General features: G+C 56.4%; 14 protein-coding genes. 1 reads left to right on the forward strand and 13 read right to left on the reverse strand.

What is annotated here, in order from left to right:
• Positions 1–57: 57 nt before the first annotated feature.
• From rnr to nnr, 13 genes are all read right to left on the reverse strand, one after another.
• Positions 58–2,499 (reverse strand): ribonuclease R, encoded by a 2,442-nt coding sequence (gene rnr, locus IM265_RS07315; protein WP_028015257.1) that lies wholly within the window; start codon positions 2,497–2,499, stop codon positions 58–60.
• A 38-nt stretch (positions 2,500–2,537) separates the two neighbouring features.
• Positions 2,538–2,963: a nitric oxide-sensing transcriptional repressor NsrR gene (gene nsrR / locus IM265_RS07320; RefSeq protein ID WP_028015256.1), complete on the reverse strand. Its 426-nt coding sequence runs from the start codon at positions 2,961–2,963 to the stop codon at positions 2,538–2,540.
• A gap of 192 nt (positions 2,964–3,155) precedes the next feature.
• Positions 3,156–4,454, reverse strand: coding sequence for an adenylosuccinate synthase (locus IM265_RS07325; RefSeq protein ID WP_006178975.1), 1,299 nt, complete (start codon positions 4,452–4,454; stop codon positions 3,156–3,158).
• 104 nt (positions 4,455–4,558) lie between these two features.
• Complete coding sequence (locus IM265_RS07330; RefSeq protein ID WP_003855996.1) at positions 4,559–4,756, reverse strand: DUF2065 domain-containing protein; 198 nt, start codon at positions 4,754–4,756, stop codon at positions 4,559–4,561.
• 71 nt (positions 4,757–4,827) lie between these two features.
• Positions 4,828–5,832 (reverse strand): protease modulator HflC, encoded by a 1,005-nt coding sequence (gene hflC / locus IM265_RS07335; RefSeq protein WP_028015255.1) that lies wholly within the window; start codon positions 5,830–5,832, stop codon positions 4,828–4,830.
• Between the two features lie 2 nt (positions 5,833–5,834).
• A complete protein-coding gene (hflK, locus tag IM265_RS07340; RefSeq protein WP_028015254.1) occupies positions 5,835–7,094 on the reverse strand; it encodes an FtsH protease activity modulator HflK in 1,260 nt (419 codons plus the stop codon).
• A 56-nt stretch (positions 7,095–7,150) separates the two neighbouring features.
• Complete coding sequence (hflX, locus tag IM265_RS07345) at positions 7,151–8,431, reverse strand: ribosome rescue GTPase HflX (protein ID WP_023331851.1); 1,281 nt, start codon at positions 8,429–8,431, stop codon at positions 7,151–7,153.
• Positions 8,432–8,504: 73 nt separating this feature from the next.
• The gene (gene hfq, locus IM265_RS07350; protein WP_013095287.1) at positions 8,505–8,816 is read right to left on the reverse strand and encodes an RNA chaperone Hfq; all 312 of its coding nucleotides are present in this window, start codon (positions 8,814–8,816) and stop codon (positions 8,505–8,507) included.
• Between the two features lie 85 nt (positions 8,817–8,901).
• Entirely contained in the window at positions 8,902–9,852 is a 951-nt protein-coding gene (miaA, locus tag IM265_RS07355; protein ID WP_193030069.1) for a tRNA (adenosine(37)-N6)-dimethylallyltransferase MiaA, read from the reverse strand.
• On the reverse strand, positions 9,845–11,689 hold the full coding sequence (gene mutL / locus IM265_RS07360) for a DNA mismatch repair endonuclease MutL (RefSeq protein ID WP_100170963.1): 1,845 nt from the start codon (positions 11,687–11,689) through the stop codon (positions 9,845–9,847). Before mutL ends, miaA begins: the two co-directional genes overlap by 8 nt.
• Positions 11,690–11,698: 9 nt before the next feature.
• Positions 11,699–13,033: an N-acetylmuramoyl-L-alanine amidase AmiB gene (amiB, locus tag IM265_RS07365; RefSeq protein ID WP_047364111.1), complete on the reverse strand. Its 1,335-nt coding sequence runs from the start codon at positions 13,031–13,033 to the stop codon at positions 11,699–11,701.
• A gap of 16 nt (positions 13,034–13,049) precedes the next feature.
• Complete coding sequence (tsaE, locus tag IM265_RS07370; protein WP_028015250.1) at positions 13,050–13,511, reverse strand: tRNA (adenosine(37)-N6)-threonylcarbamoyltransferase complex ATPase subunit type 1 TsaE; 462 nt, start codon at positions 13,509–13,511, stop codon at positions 13,050–13,052.
• Positions 13,504–15,027 carry a bifunctional ADP-dependent NAD(P)H-hydrate dehydratase/NAD(P)H-hydrate epimerase gene (nnr, locus tag IM265_RS07375; RefSeq protein WP_193030067.1) on the reverse strand — a complete coding sequence of 508 codons (1,524 nt, stop codon included), beginning with the start codon at positions 15,025–15,027 and terminating at the stop codon, positions 13,504–13,506. The genes tsaE and nnr overlap by 8 nt, the downstream gene beginning before the upstream one ends.
• On the opposite strand from nnr, the gene queG reads away from it, so the two are divergent.
• The gene (queG, locus tag IM265_RS07380; protein WP_193030065.1) at positions 15,026–16,165 is read left to right on the forward strand and encodes a tRNA epoxyqueuosine(34) reductase QueG; all 1,140 of its coding nucleotides are present in this window, start codon (positions 15,026–15,028) and stop codon (positions 16,163–16,165) included. The two genes, nnr and queG, sit on opposite strands and share 2 nt — an antisense overlap.
• Positions 16,166–16,453 lie beyond the last annotated feature (288 nt).

Genomic DNA, 16,453 nt, shown 5'->3' on the forward strand with positions numbered 1-16,453 from the left:
CTCGTAATAAGTATTTCCCCTCTCCCGGTTGGGGAGAGGGTCAGGGTGAGGGGAGAATTATTCCGCCTGCTTTTTCTTGGCTGCGCGCTTCGCTTTTGTCGCGGCAGCGATTTTCTGCGTCTTCGCGGAAGGCTTTTTCGCTGAGCGAGCCTCTTTCTTCGCCGCCTTTGGCTTCTGTTTCTTCTCGCCGCGGAACGCGCTGTCCGGCTCGAAGTTTACCTTTTTGCCCGCCTGGCGACGTTTACCGCTCGCTTTGCCGTTTCCGCCTTTTTTCGCCCTTTCACGCTCGGTTTTACCGACGTTACGCGGCGCGCGCTCGCTGGAGATCAGGCTGAAGTCGATTTTACGGTCGTCCATATTCACGGCTTCGACCTTCACTTCCACGCGATCGCCCAGACGGTAGGTCTGGCCGCCTGATTCGCCAATCAGACGCTGGCCGACCTGGTCGAAGCGGTAGTAGTCGTTATCCAGGCTGGAGACGTGCACCAGACCGTCGATAAACAGCTCATCCAGACGAACGAAGAAACCAAAGCCGGTCACGCTGGCAATCACGCCCTTAAAGACGTTGCCCACCTGATCCAGCATAAAGTCACACTTCAGCCAGTCCGCCACGTCGCGCGTCGCTTCATCCGCACGGCGCTCGGTCATGGAACAGTGCTGACCCAGTTGCAGCACTTCGTCCATGGAGTAGTGATAGCCGCCGGTTTCGGTCGTGTTGCCTTTATGGCCCTGCTCGTGCGCCAGCAGATACTTGATCGCACGGTGCAGTGACAGATCCGGATAGCGACGGATCGGCGAGGTAAAGTGCGCGTAAGACTGCAGCGCCAGGCCGAAGTGCCCCCGGTTTTCCGGATCGTAAATCGCCTGCTTCATGGAGCGCAGCAGCATCGTCTGCAGCATTTCTGCGTCAGGACGGTCGCTAATGGATTCCAGCAGTTCAGCGTAATCGCGTGGCTCAGGCTTATTACCGCCAGGCAGCTCCAGGCCGAGCTCAGCCAGCACGGAGCGGAACGACGTAATGGCTTCCGTGGTCGGCTTATCGTGAATACGGAACAGCGCAGGCTCTTTGGCTTTCTCAACGAAGCGTGCCGCCGAGATATTCGCCAGAATCATACACTCTTCGATCAGCTTGTGCGCATCGTTACGCTGGGTCTGTTCGATACGCTCAATGCGGCGCTCGGCGTTGAAGATAAACTTCGCTTCTTCGCTCTCAAAGGAGATCCCGCCGCGCTCTTCGCGCGCCTGCTCCAGCGTTTTGTAGAGGTTATGCAGCTCTTCAATGTGTTTAACCAGCGGTGCGTACTGCTCGCGAAGGTCCTGGTCGCCCTGCAGCATATGCCAGACCTTGGTATAGGTCAGACGCGCGTGCGAGCTCATTACCGCTTCGTAGAATTTGTAGCCCGTTAAGCGCCCTTTGGTGGAGATGGTCATCTCACATACCATACAGAGACGGTCAACCTGCGGGTTCAGGGAGCACAGGCCGTTGGAGAGCACTTCCGGCAGCATCGGTACCACCTGCGACGGGAAGTAGACCGACGTACCACGGCTGCGCGCTTCGTTATCCAGCGGCGTGTGCGGACGCACGTAATAGCTTACGTCAGCAATGGCCACCCACAGACGCCATCCGCCGCCGCGTTTTTTCTCGCAGTACACGGCATCATCGAAGTCGCGGGCGTCTTCACCATCAATGGTGACCAGCGGCAGGGAGCGGAGATCCACACGGCCCGCTTTGGACTCTTCCGGTACTTCTTCGCGCAGGTTTTCGATCTGCTCTTCGACCGCTTTCGGCCAGACGTACGGAATTTCATGGGTACGCAGCGCCATATCGACGGCCATGCCGGTGCCCATGTTATCGCCCAGCACTTCGACGATTTTACCGACCGCTTTGGTGCGACGGGTCGGACGCTGGGTGAGTTCAACCACCACCACAAAGCCCATACGCGCGCCCATCACCTCTTCAGGTGGGATCAGAATATCGAAGCTCAGACGGCTGTCGTCAGGCACCACGAAGCCTACGCCCGCATCGGTAAAGTAGCGGCCCACAATCTGGCTGGTTTTTGGCACCAGCACGCGAACCACGCGTGCTTCGCGGCGGCCTTTACGGTCTGCACCCAGCGGCTGCGCCAGGATCTGGTCGCCGTGGATGCACATTTTCATCTGTTCGGATGAGAGGTAAAGGTCGTCCTTACGGCCTTCCACGCGCAGGAAGCCAAAGCCATCGCGGTGACCAATGACGGTCCCTTTCAGCAGATCGAGGCGTTCCGGCAGCGCGTAGCACTGGCGGCGGGTAAAGACCAGTTGCCCGTCACGCTCCATCGCGCGCAGGCGGCGGCGAAGGGCTTCAATTTGCTCTTCACCTTCAATATTTAATTCAACGGCAAGTTCTTCACGATTGGCGGGTTTTTCGCGTTTTGTTAAGTGTTCAATGATGAACTCGCGGCTGGGGATAGGATTCGCGTATTTTTCGGCTTCGCGTTCCTGGAAAGGATCTTGTGACATGTCGGTTCCTCCGTTGTCAGCTCCGGTGGAAATTTTCTTCATTCCACCAGCAATAATTTATAAAGCGGTTGATTCTCTTCAACCAAATCGGCCAGCGTGTAGTTATCCAGTTCCTTGAGAAAACTTTGCACGGCCTTTGAAAGCGCCTGTTTCAGGCGGCAAGCGGGCGTAATGTGGCAGAACGCGCTGCTGCAGTTCACCAGAGACAAGGGCTCCAGCTCGCGTACCACATCCCCGATACGAATACTCTGTGCCGGTTTACCAAGACGGATCCCTCCATTCTTCCCGCGGACGGCAGCAACGTATCCGGCACGGCTAAGTTGATTGATTATTTTGACCATATGATTACGGGATACACCGTATACCTCTGTGACTTCAGAGATACTGGTCATCTTCCCTTCGGGTAACGACGCCATGTAAATCAGCGCGCGTAAGCCGTAATCGGTGAAACTTGTTAACTGCACATCAACCTCAGGAAAAAGGGAAAACGCGGTCAAACCGCAGAGATATTCATTAATGATGATAAACCAGCCAGATAGTTAGCAGCTAATTTATTTGACAGACGGGGCGAAAAAGCGGAGATCCAGGAGCGGTCGCCGGTTGGCGCTACGCTTATCTGGCCTACGGGTCTCCCCGCAGGCCAGCAGTCACGAAGATTATGCGTCGAACGGGTCGCGCAGGATCATCGTTTCAGTACGATCCGGGCCGGTAGAAATAATATCGATCGGCACTTCGGTCAGTTCTTCAATGCGCTTGATGTAATCCAGCGCCGCCTGCGGCAGGCCGCTACGCTCTTTCACACCGAAAGTGGTCTCAGACCAGCCTGGCATGGTTTCGTAGATTGGCTCAATGCCTTCCCAGTCGTCAGCAGCCAGCGGAGTGGTGGTCACTTCGCGGCCATCTGGCATACGGTAACCTACGCAGATTTTCACTTCTTTCAGGCCGTCCAGCACGTCCAGCTTGGTCAGGCAGAAGCCAGACAGGGAGTTGATCTGCACTGCGCGACGCACGGCAACCGCATCCAGCCAGCCGGTACGACGACGACGACCGGTGGTCGCGCCAAACTCGTTACCCTGCTTGCACAGGAACTCGCCGGTTTCATCAAACAGTTCGGTCGGGAATGGACCCGCACCCACGCGAGTGGAGTACGCTTTGATGATGCCCAGAACGTAATCCACATAACGTGGACCCAGGCCAGAGCCGGTCGCCACGCCACCCGCGGTGGTGTTAGAAGAAGTAACGTACGGATAGGTACCGTGGTCGATGTCCAGCAGCGTACCCTGCGCACCTTCGAACATGACGAAATCGCCACGCTTGCGCGCCTGGTCCAGCAGATCGGACACATCAACAACCATACCGGTCAGAATGTCTGCAATCGCCATGACGTCATCCAGCACTTTCTGGTAGTCAACAGCGTCAGCTTTGTAGAAGTTCACCAGCTGGAAGTTGTGATATTCCATCACTTCTTTCAGTTTTTCAGCGAAGGTCGCTTTGTCGAAGAGGTCACCGACGCGCAGACCGCGACGTGCAACTTTATCTTCGTAAGCCGGGCCGATACCACGACCGGTGGTGCCGATCGCTTTCGCGCCACGCGCTTTTTCACGCGCCACGTCCAGCGCCACGTGATAGTCCAGGATCAGCGGGCAGGCTTCGGAGAGCAGCAGACGCTCACGAACAGGGATACCACGGTCTTCCAGACCTTTCATCTCTTTCATCAGCGCAGCAGGAGACAGCACAACGCCGTTACCGATGATGCTGGTGACGTTTTCGCGAAGAATGCCTGATGGAATAAGATGGAGGACGGTTTTTTCACCGTTGATTACGAGAGTATGGCCTGCGTTGTGACCGCCCTGGTAGCGTACAACATATTTAGCCCGTTCAGTCAGAAGATCGACAATCTTCCCTTTACCTTCGTCACCCCATTGGGTGCCCAGTACGACGACGTTGTTACCCATTTTTTTCAAAATCACCGTTTGCTTAAAAATGGATTCTACCATCGCTTTTTCAGATATACAGCACTTTTTGACCTGAAAATACGCCAATTGCGGCTAGTTTTTGATCAGCCAATCGTTTTCCTCAACATGTAGTAGATAACGATACCGGCAACCACAAGACCACCGCCGAAACGACGCAAAATATTATCCGGTAGCTGGCTCATGGTAGCGATCATACGACGCCACGCGCGCGGATAGAGCATCGGGCCGAGACCTTCCAGCACCAGAACCAGGGCCAGCGCGAGCCAGATCGTTGAATTCATTTTTCATCCTTATAAAAGAAAACCACCGCTCCGTTGGGAGCGGTGGTTTGAATACTCAAACGAGCCTGAGTTTATCGCGTTGCGTTGGTCGGCGTCTTCATATAACGGAAGAAATCGCTGTCCGGGCTGAGCACCATCACGTCCTGGTTGCTCTTAAAGCTATTCTCGTAAGCGCGCAGGCTACGGATAAAGGCGTAGAAGTCTGGATCCTGGCTGAATGCATCGGCAAACAGCTTCGCCGCTTCCGCATCGCCTTCACCGCGCAGGATACGGCCCTGACGTTCAGATTCCGCCAGCGTCTTGGTCACTTCATAGTCCGCTGCCGCACGCAGTTTTTCAGCCTCTTCCTGACCCTGTGAACGGTGACGACGGGCTACCGCTTCACGCTCGGCGCGCATACGGTTGTAGATCGCCTCGGACACTTCCGCTGGCAGGTTGATCTGCTTGATACGCACGTCAACCACTTCGATACCCAGCGCTGCCATACTGTTCGGGTTGATCACCGGCACTTTACCGTTGGTTTCAGCCTGAACGCGTTCGGCCGCTTTAGCAATCGCGTCATCCGCTGCTGGCGTTGCCACTTCGTCTTCGGTGCCCGCTGTACCGGAGTTCAGCGCATCGCGCACTTCCAGGGTCAGACGACCGCGGGAGTCGGTCACGATGTCTTTCACATCAAGACGACCAATCTCGGAGCGCAGACGGTCAGAGAACTTACGTTTCAGCAGCACTTCTGCCTGAGACACGTCACCGCCGCCCGTTGCCAGGAAGTAACGGCTGAAATCGCTGATGCGCCATTTGATGTAAGAATCAACGATCAGGTCTTTCTTCTCTTTAGTCACGAAACGGTCGGCCTGGTTATCCATGGTCTGGATACGTGCATCGAGCGTTTTCACAGACTGAATGAACGGCACCTTGAAGTGCAGGCCCGGCTCGTAAATCACCGGACGTTTGTCGCCATCACGCACGACGCTGCTGAACTGGAACTTGATCCCACGCTCGCCCTCTTTCACCACAAAGATCGAGGTATACAGCACGACCAGTACGATGACGATGATCGCAATAACTGACTTACGCATCCTTATTCCCCCTGACGCTGGTAGTCGTTACGCTGCGCGTTAGCACGGCGTTGGTCCATAATGTCACCATCGTTCGAAGAAGGCGTTGTGTTCGCGCTGGAGCTGCCTGATGAGGCTGGCGGCAGACGCAGCAGGTTGTTCGCTCCGCTGGTGTCTTTCGCTGCCGGTGCAGAACCGCCTTTCAGCATCTGATCCAGCGGCAGAACCATCAGGTTTCCGCCTTTGCTGTCGTTAACCAGCACTTTGCGGGTGTGGCTCAGCACTTTTTCCATAGTCTCGATATACAGACGCTCGCGGGTAATTTCCGGGGCGGCTTTGTATTCCGGCAGGATGCGCGCGAAGCGAGCCACTTCACCCTGAGCTTCCAGGATGGTCTGGGTCTTATACGCACGCGCCTCTTCCAGAATACGCTGCGCCTGACCGTTAGCACGCGGCTGAACTTCGTTGGTGTACGCTTCTGCTTCGCGGATGTACTGCTGTTCGTTTTCACGGGCAGCAATCGCATCGTCAAACGCGGCCTTCACCTCTTCCGGCGGACGTGCAGCCTGGAAGTTGACGTCCAGCAGGGTGATACCCATGTTGTACGGACGAATCGTCTCTTCCAGCTCGCGCTGGGTATCGCTACGAATAACGGTACGACCTTCGGTCAGGATGCGGTCCATGGTGTATTTGCCGATCACACCACGCAGGGCGCTGTCGGTCGCCTGACGCAGGCTGTCATCGGCGCTGGTCACGCTAAACAGATAACGCTCAGGGTCGGTCACGCGGTACTGCACGTTCATCTCGACGCGCACCACGTTCTCGTCAGACGTCAGCATCACGCCGGAAGCGGCCAGTTCACGGACGGATTCCACGTTTACCGCAGTCACGTCGTCAATGAAGGTCGGCTTCCAGTTCAGGCCCGGCTCAACCAGGTGGCTGAACTTACCGAAACGGGTGACCACGCCGCGTTCTGCTTCTTTAATGGTGTAGAACCCGCTGGCAGCCCAGACGATCACCAGCCCGGCAGCAACGATGCCCACCAGACGGCCACCTAATTGCGGGCGCGGCCCCTGGCTGGAACTGCCACCCGAGCCAGAACCTTTTCCTCCGCCAAGGCCACCAAGCTTTTTGCTCAGCTTGCGGAAGATATCATCCAGATCCGGCGGCCCCTGCTCGCGACCACCTTTGTTGCCATTTCCCCCAGAGTTGCCGCCTTGATTATTGCTGCTTCCCCACGGGTCGCGGTCTTGTCCGTTATTACCGGGCTGATTCCACGCCATGTATATGCTCCATATTTGTTATGCAAGGGCGAATTTTTCAGGCTTCCCCTTTCTGATCAGACGATATAGTCCGCCAGCGCAGGTTCTTGTTTACAGAGGCGACGCCAGTCAACGATCGGCATACGCACCTGCATCCCCACGCTGCCGTCATCCTCCATCCACTCTTTTTCTATCGCCTGAAGCTGATAAAACCGGCTGCGCAGCCTGCCTTCCTGTGGCGGCAGTCGCAGCGTGTGCTGAGCTACCTCACCGGAAAGACGTTCTGTCAAAGCCTGGAAAAGCAGTGGCACACCGATTCCGGCCTGAGCAGAAAGCCAGACCCGAATCGGTTTGTTCTCTTCATCACGGTCGATACGCGGTTCGAAATCCTCCAGCATATCGATCTTATTCATCACCAACAGGGTGGGAATTTCGTGGGCGTCAATTTCTTCCAGCACCACGTTCACCGCATCGATGTTCTCCTGCACGCGTACGTCAGCCGCATCAATCACGTGCAGCAGCAGGGTCGCCTGACGCGTCTCCTGCAACGTCGCCTTAAACGCCGCCACCAGATCGTGCGGCAGATGGCGGATAAACCCTACGGTATCCGCCAGCACTGTTTCACCCACGTCTGCAACGTCAATGCGGCGCAGCGTCGGGTCCAGGGTCGCAAACAGCTGGTCTGCGGCATACACCTGGGCCTCGGTTATCTGGTTAAACAGGGTGGATTTACCGGCGTTGGTATAGCCCACCAGCGACACCGTGGGGATGTCGGCTTTGGTTCGCGCCCGACGCCCCTGTTCACGCTGTTTCTCGACACGTTCCAGACGTGAGAGGATCTGGGTAATACGGCCACGCAGCAAACGGCGGTCGGTTTCGAGCTGGGTTTCACCCGGACCGCGCAAACCAATCCCGCCTTTTTGTCTTTCAAGGTGGGTCCAGCCACGCACCAGACGCGTCGCCAGATGGCGCAACTGCGCCAGCTCAACCTGCAGTTTCCCCTCGTGGGTACGGGCACGCTGAGCAAAAATGTCTAAAATCAATCCCGTGCGATCGATAACACGGCATTCGCAGAGAGCTTCCAGGTTGCGCTCCTGGGCTGGAGACAGCGCATGATCAAACAACACGACTGACGCGCCGGTTGCTTTTACGGCATCCGCAATTTCTACTGCTTTACCTTCACCAACAAAATACTTTGGGTGCGGCGCTTTACGGCTACCGGTAATCACCTGCATTGCTTCGACACCGGCGGAAGAGACCAGAGATTCAAACTCCTGGAGGTCTTCCATATCTTTGTCTTGCGAAAAATAGATGTGTACCAGCACCGCCTGCTCACCGGCATCATAACGGTCAAACAAGCGTAAACCTCTCTAAAAAGATCAGCGGGGAACGCAGGATCCCTGGCTCCCCGTGTGGATAACAGCTAAAACCTTATTCGGTCTCGTCGCTGTCCTGCGCAGGAGCAGAAGAACCCTGCGCGTTGCTGCCATGATGGTAGTTACTGCCTGTGCCGCCGCCAGCGTTATTGCTGTGATGAGAGACCGGACGGGACGGAACAACAGTAGAGATAGCGTGCTTGTAGACCATCTGGCTGACCGTGTTTTTCAACAGGATCACGAACTGATCGAAAGACTCAATCTGACCTTGCAGCTTAATACCATTCACCAAATAAATAGAAACTGGAACACGTTCCCGACGCAATGCGTTCAGGAACGGATCTTGTAAAGATTGCCCCTTAGCCATTCTATCTTTTCCTTATATGCTTGTTTTGTACTTAGAACCTTGCGATTCTGAAAAATTGCGCACGATACGTCTCAATTGTACACATTCAGTGGGCGATATCACCAACAACCTCAATCACATCGTTTAACGCCTGTTGCGGTTTTTCACTGTCTAACCAGTGAACCCCCTCCCAACCGCGCAACCAAGTGATCTGGCGCTTCGCTAACTGTCTCGTGGCGCAAACACCTCGATAAACCATTTCATCGTATGAAATCTCACCTTCAAGATACGACCACATCTGGCGGTATCCCACACAACGAACGGAAGGCATATCCGTATGCAAATCTCCACGGGCAAATAGCGCCCGCACTTCTGCTTCAAAATCTGAAGCCAACATCTGATGAAAACGCTGCTCAATTCGTTGATGGAGCAGTTCACGGCTCGCCGGGGCGATGGCGAACTGATGCACCTGATACGGCAGAGCGTCTCCTGACGTTTGCGTCAGTTCCGTTAAAGTTTTACCCGAAATGAAAAAAACTTCCAGTGCCCGGGAAAGCCTTTGCGGATCGTTTGGATGGATTCGCGCCGCCGCAACCGGGTCAATCTCTGCCAGTTGCTTATGCAATGCGTCCCACCCCTGCTCTGCCGCCTGCTGCTCAATCTTTGCTCTGATTTCAGGATCTGCAGAAGGTAAGGGTGATAAACCTTCGAGCAGCGCCTTGAAGTAGAGCATGGTTCCGCCAACCAACAGCGGTATACGCCCCGCCGCCGTTATCTCGGCCATCTCAGCTAAGGCATCCCGGCGGAAATCCGCTGCGGAGTAAGCCTCTGCCGGGTCGAGAATATCCAGCAAACGGTGCGGTGCCGCACGCAGTTCGTCTGCGTCGGGCTTCGCCGTGCCGATGTCCATCCCCCGATAAATGAGGGCGGAGTCAACGCTAATCAACTCTACAGGCAAAACTTTACGTAACTCAATGGCTAACGCTGTTTTGCCAGAGGCCGTTGGGCCCATTAAAAAAATTGCCTTTGGCAGGCTCGCCTTGCTTACGTCAGTCATGTTTCAGGGCGGTCATCGCCGTTTTTAAATCAACAGGTTGTAATAACCCACCCGGCGGCGCTTTCACCAGCTGTGGGCAGAGGCGTTCCACCTCCGCCAGCACGGTAATCGCCTGCGCCATACTCCACGGTGAATGTTCGCTGGCCAGATGGCGGGCGATCCACTGCGCGGTGTTGGCAGCCTCCAACGATGTTTGCTGCGCCAGGTAGCCTATCAGTTCAGGAATCAAGTTTTGTAAATTTTGTTGGCGTAAGGGTAAAGGCACTGCGCGAATTGTCACATGTTGTGGTTCGAGCACAATTTCAATGCCCATTTGCGTCAGCTGGGCCTCTGCACGCTGCAATACCCTTGTTTCTTCAGCGGATATTTTCAGGCGAACCGGGATCAATAACGGCTGCGCACAGGCCGCATTTTCCCCCGGCGTCAGTTGCGCCTGCTTGAGCCAGCGTTCGGCAACCGGCAGCGCCAGAAGCAGCAGTTTGCCGTCGCGCTCAAGCAGGGCCATATCCGGTGCGATAATCGTCAGCACCCGGCCAAAACTCTGGCTATGGCCTTCAAGGGAAGGTGTCGCCACCGAAACGTGCTCTTTGCGCTCGACTGCGGGCGTTTCCAGCAGTTTACGGTACAGCGCCCCCTGCTGCTTCTGATAACCGGGCTGAGCGTTCGGGTAGTTCACGCCCGTCGGACGCGGCGCGGCTCCTGCAGAGGAAAAACGCGGGGCGTCTGGTTCACGCGCGACGGCAGGCTCCGCAAAATGGTTGCGGCCTGCCGCGACACGGTTTTCCGGAATGGGGCGCGGTGCGGAGTCTTCTTTTTCCAGCGGCAGCGTGGGTTCAAGCTGCTGTTGCAGCACGCTCAGCACGCCCTGGTAGATAAAATCATGCACCAGACGCGACTGATGGAACCGTACTTCATGCTTGGCAGGATGGACGTTGACATCCACCTGATGCGGGTCGATCTCCAGATAAAGCACAAAGGCCGGTTGCTGATCGGCCCCGAGCTTGTCTTCGCAGGCCTGGCGAATGGCGTGGTTAATGAGGCGGTCGCGCATCATGCGGCCGTTCACGTAGCAATACTGAATTTCAGAATACGCCGCGCTACTGGCGTTCGGATCGGCCACCCAGCCGCGTAAAGCCAGATCGCCGTGCTGCCACTCGATAGCCAACGCCTGCTCCAGGAACGGCGTCCCGCAGATAGCGCCTAACCGTCGCTCTTTCTGACCACCTTCAGCCACCGCGCGGTACTGGCGCATCACCTTGCCGTTATGGCTGAGGTTGATGGTGACGTCGAAACGGGCGAGCGCAATTCGGCGGATGATCTCGTCGATATGGCCGAACTCGGTTTTTTCGGTACGCATAAACTTGCGGCGGGCGGGAGTATTGTAGAACAGGTCCAGAACTTCCAGCGTAGTACCGACAGGGTGCGCCGCGGGTTTGACCGTGACGTCCATATCCCGACCTTCAGCGTAGGCCTGCCAGGCTTCCTGCTGTTCAGCGGTGCGGGAGGTCAGCGTTAAACGAGAAACCGAGCTGATACTGGCCAGCGCTTCGCCGCGAAAACCGAGGCTGATAATCGCTTCCAGGTCATCCAGAGAGGCAATTTTACTGGTGGCATGACGCGCCAGCGCCAGCGCCAGCTCCTCTTTTTTGATGCCGCAGCCGTTGTCGCGAATGCGGATAAGCTTTGCGCCGCCGCGTTCGATATCAATATCAATGCGGGTGGCGCCCGCATCGAGGCTATTTTCAACCAGCTCCTTCACCACCGACGCAGGGCGTTCCACCACCTCACCGGCGGCGATTTGGTTCGCGAGCTGCGGCGGCAGAACCTGAATCGGCATGAATTCTCCTTAATTTGTGGCGGTCAACCCACCCGGCTGCGCGGCGCTGGCCGTCTGGGCTGCTCCGCCCTGCGGCGCGGACTGCAGAGGATGCGCCTCAAAATATTTACGTAAACCGTTATAAATCGCTTCGGCAATTTGCTGCTGATAGCTGTCGCTGCCCAGCAGGCGCTCTTCACTGTTATTGCTGATAAAGCCCGTCTCTACCAGAATTGACGGAATATCCGGCGAGCGCAGAACGCCCAGGCTCGCATGTTCAGGGCGGCGCTTATGCAATGCCCCGATGCCCTGCAACTGGTTCAATACGTTAGTGGCGACATCATACCCGACGCGCTGAGAATGACCGAATTGTAAATCCAGCACCGCCTGGCTGAGGTATGGGTCAGACTGGCTGTTTGCCAGCACATCACCCGCGCCGCCTAACAGTTCAGACTGTTTCTCATGCTCTTCCAGCCAGTTGGCCATTTCGCTGTTTGCCCGGCGGTTCGACAGGACCCATACCGAGGCGCCCGTCGCGTTACGGTTCGGTGCGGCATCCGCGTGAATGGAGACCAGGAAATTGGCGTTTTGCTTACGCGCCACGTCTGAGCGGCCCATCACAGAGATAAAATAGTCGCCGTCGCGGGTTAGTACGCCTTTAAACATCGGATCATCGTTTAACAGCGTCCGCAGCTTGCGGGCCACCGCAATAGTGACATTTTTCTCTCGCGTGCCGCCCGGGCCAATCGCTCCAGGATCCTGTCCACCGTGCCCGGCATCAATGGCGATAATCACTTTGTCACCGCTGACCGTACGCCGTGCGCTGACCGCCGGACGCGTTACCGTGTTACTGCTGGTTGCCGCGGTGATGCGATCGTTCTGCGATTTAAACGGATTACGCGCAGGTTCCGATGGGCGAGGCGTATACACCGGCTCTTCCACGCGTTTCGCGACAACCGGTGGCGGCGGAGGCGGCGGAACATCGGCATTGATGGTGAAGACCACCGTATAGTTCGCCCCGTTTTGCTGCTTCACCGCCTTCGTTTTGCCCTTTTCGGTCAGATCGACCACCAGGCGCAGTGACTGGCTGTCCTGAGGGGTACCCGAGCGGATACTTTTCACCAGGTTGTTACCGCTGAACCGCAGCGGTAGCCCCTGGATCACGCCTGTCTGTTTGATATCCAGCGCCACGCTGTGGCTGTCTGGCTGTGAAAACGCGTATTCAGGGTCGCCCATAAAGCTGAACGTAATCCGCGCCTGGCTTTCGCCGTTTGACACCTGAATATCCGAAAGGCTTGCCGCCCCGGCGTGCGCGCACAGCAGCACCGTCGCAGCCAACACCCAACCTTTAACGCGACTAATCATCCCGTCATCCCTACTCTTAACCGGCGAGACGCGCCAGTAAGGAACACCCTGATGAGGAAACCGCACTGATGCGAGCCTCACGCCCTTGAGCCTGGTAATCTAAGTGAATTTCGACATCCGGGTCAGGCAGCACACCCGCACCTTGTTGCGGCCACTCCACCAGGCAGATGGCGTCGTTGGCAAAATAATCACGGATCCCCATAAATTCCAGCTCCTCAGGATCCGCAAGGCGGTATAAATCAAAGTGGTACACCATAAGATTGTCGAGGGTGTACGGCTCGACCAGCGTGTAGGTAGGGCTTTTCACGTTCCCGTTATGCCCTAACGCCTGCAAAAAACCCCGGCTGAAGGTGGTTTTACCCGCACCTAAATCGCCATACAGATAAATGACGGTTGCCCCCTGACAGGCCTGCGCCACGCGCTTGCCGAGATCTAAAGTGGCTTGTTCATCAGGTAAAGGAATCGCTCGATTAGTCATTTTCTACGTCAATCACATCCGGGTTAACAACACGCCGCAGCGTGCAAAAGAGATCGGTGGCCAGCATACCGCGTGTCCCCTCCCGCGCAGCAAGCCTGTCAGCTGCCGCGCCGTGGGCCACGCAGCCCGCACAGGCTGCATCATAAAGGGGAAGTTTCTGTCCAAGCAATGCGCCGATGATGCCTGAAAGCACATCGCCCATACCGCCGCTCGCCATGCCCGCATTTCCGGCATCAATAATGCCCTGCGTCTCGTCACTGGCGACAACGGTGCCTGCCCCTTTCAAAACGGCAACACCTCCGTAACGTTTTACCAGACGCTGAGCAGAAAGTAAGCGATCGCTTTCAATTTCTGCCACGCTGCAGTTAAGCAGGCGCGCGGCTTCGCCGGGGTGTGGCGTCAGAATGCGATTGTGACGCTTATCCGGATTTATTGCCAGAAGGTTAAGCGCGTCGGCATCCCACAACATCGGTTTACGAAAATTCTCGACCTTTTGCAGGGCCTGTTTACCCCATGTCTGTTGCCCAAGCCCGGGACCAATAACCACCACATCCGCCCATTCGAGGCTTTCTTCCAGCGTCTGGGGCGTAAGCTCATGGACCATCAGTTCCGGTCGGGCTGTGATGATTGGCGCAATATTTTCAATGCGAGTGAGTACTCGCACTAACCCGGCACCGCTGCGAAGTGCCGCCTCACCGGTCATGCGAACCGCGCCTGCCGTACCGCGATCGCCACCAATAATCACCAGTCTGCCGTTGTCGCCCTTGTGAGACGTTGGGCGGCGCGGCGGAAGCCACTCTTTTAGCTGCGAGGAATCAAAGCGCGACAGGAGCGTTTCCTGTCCAACGAGCCAGCTCTCCAGCCCCAGCGCGTTATGGTGCAATACGCCGACCACATCCCGCGCTTTTCCGGTTAACAGGCCCGGCTTCAGGGCGATAAAGGTCACGGTGTGCGCAGCCTGAATAACGGCGCCAGGCGTCGCGCCGGTCTGTGCGATGAGGCCCGACGGAATATCCAGCGCGACGACCGGCGCAGAGTACCCGTTAGCGTGTTCAATAAGCGCGGCAATGTTTTCGCGAGGCGCGCTGCGTAGCCCGGTCCCCAGCAGACCATCAACAATCAGATCAACATCTTCCGGCCAGACGAGATCAGGAGCATGAATCACGCCGCCTGCGTTCAGCCATGCCTCCCGCGCCGCGCAGGCCTCTTCCGGCAGGGGCTTATCACTCTCCAGCGCCAGCAGGGTAACGCGGAGACCGGCCGCAACGGCAAGACGCGCAACGACGTAGCCGTCGCCGCCGTTATTGCCGTGCCCGCACAAAATCAGCCAGTGAGTGGACTGCGGGTACGCGCTGCGGGCAACGTTAAACGCCGCCTCTCCCGCGCGCTGCATCAGTTCATAAAGGGTAATGCCGAGACTGTCTGCGGCCTCTTTTTCGGCGCGCCGGAGGTCGTCCGCATGCCAGATGGAATGTGGTATACTTGCGGGGTTTTTCTTCACCGTATGGTCCGTCATGTCACAGCCCCTCGATCTCAATGAATTAGCGCAAAAAATAAAACAGTGGGGTGCTGAGCTTGGCTTCCAGAAGGTAGGCATTACCGATACCGACCTCTCTGCCAGCGAGCCAAAACTGCAGGCCTGGCTGGACAAACAATACCACGGAGAAATGGAGTGGATGGCGCGTCACGGCATGATGCGCGCCCGTCCACATGAACTTTTACCGGGTACACTACGCGTCATCAGCGTGCGCATGAACTACCTGCCTGCCAACGCGGCCTTTGCGCGCACGCTAAAAAATCCCTCCCTGGGTTACGTCAGCCGGTACGCTCTGGGACGTGATTACCATAAGCTTCTGCGTAACCGCTTAAAAAAACTCGGGGAAACCATTCAGCAGCACTGTGATTCGCTGAATTTTAGACCCTTTGTCGATTCCGCGCCTGTTCTTGAGCGCCCGATCGCCGAAAAAGCCGGACTTGGCTGGACAGGTAAACACTCACTTATCCTGAGCCGCGACGCCGGATCGTTCTTCTTCCTCGGTGAGCTGCTGATAGATTTACCCCTGCCGGTAGATGGCCCGGTGGAGGAAGGCTGTGGCCGCTGCGTGGCCTGCATGACCATCTGCCCGACGGGCGCCATCGTTGAGCCGTACACCGTCGATGCGCGCCGCTGTATTTCATATCTCACCATCGAACTCGAAGGGGCGATCCCGGAAGAATTCCGACCGCTTATCGGCAACCGGATCTACGGCTGCGACGACTGCCAGCTGATTTGCCCGTGGAACCGCTATTCACAGCTGACGGACGAAGAGGACTTCAGCCCGCGTAAAGCGCTGCATGCGCCACAGCTTCTTGAGCTGTTCGCCTGGACCGAAGCCTGGTTCCTGAAGGTGACGGAAGGTTCCGCTATTCGGCGTATCGGCCACCTGCGCTGGCTGCGAAACGTGGCCGTCGCGCTGGGCAATGCCCCGTGGGATGAAGCGAATATTCAGGCGCTCGAAAGCCGTAGAGGTGAGCACCCACTTCTTGATGAACACATAGAATGGGCGATTGCGCAGCAAATCGAGAAGCGAAATGCCTGCGTGGTCGAGGTGCAGCTTCCTAAGAAACAGCGGCTGGTTAGGGTGATTGAAAAAGGGCTTACGCGGGATGCGTGATATATTCACAGCCTGTGTATAAAAATAAAAACTCAAGCGCCATCTGGACTTGAGAAGAGGTCAAGTGATCTCAATAACATTTTGAAATGAAATTTTATCCAATTAATACAGTAAGTTGGGAAGATATTATTCACCCTGCTAACTTTCTGTACGGTTTGGGTAAAGCGAGAATTCTGTGGATAACTCTGTTTACAAGAGTATTTCAGATGCAATAGAAAACGTCCCCAGCGCGTCTTTTCGCTGTGGATATTTTAGAGATGAAGAAGAATTTGGAGCGGGAAACGAGAC

The sequence above is a fragment of the Enterobacter cloacae complex sp. P17RS genome (assembly GCF_014895885.1).
Classification (GTDB): Bacteria; Pseudomonadota; Gammaproteobacteria; order Enterobacterales; family Enterobacteriaceae; genus Enterobacter; species Enterobacter bugandensis.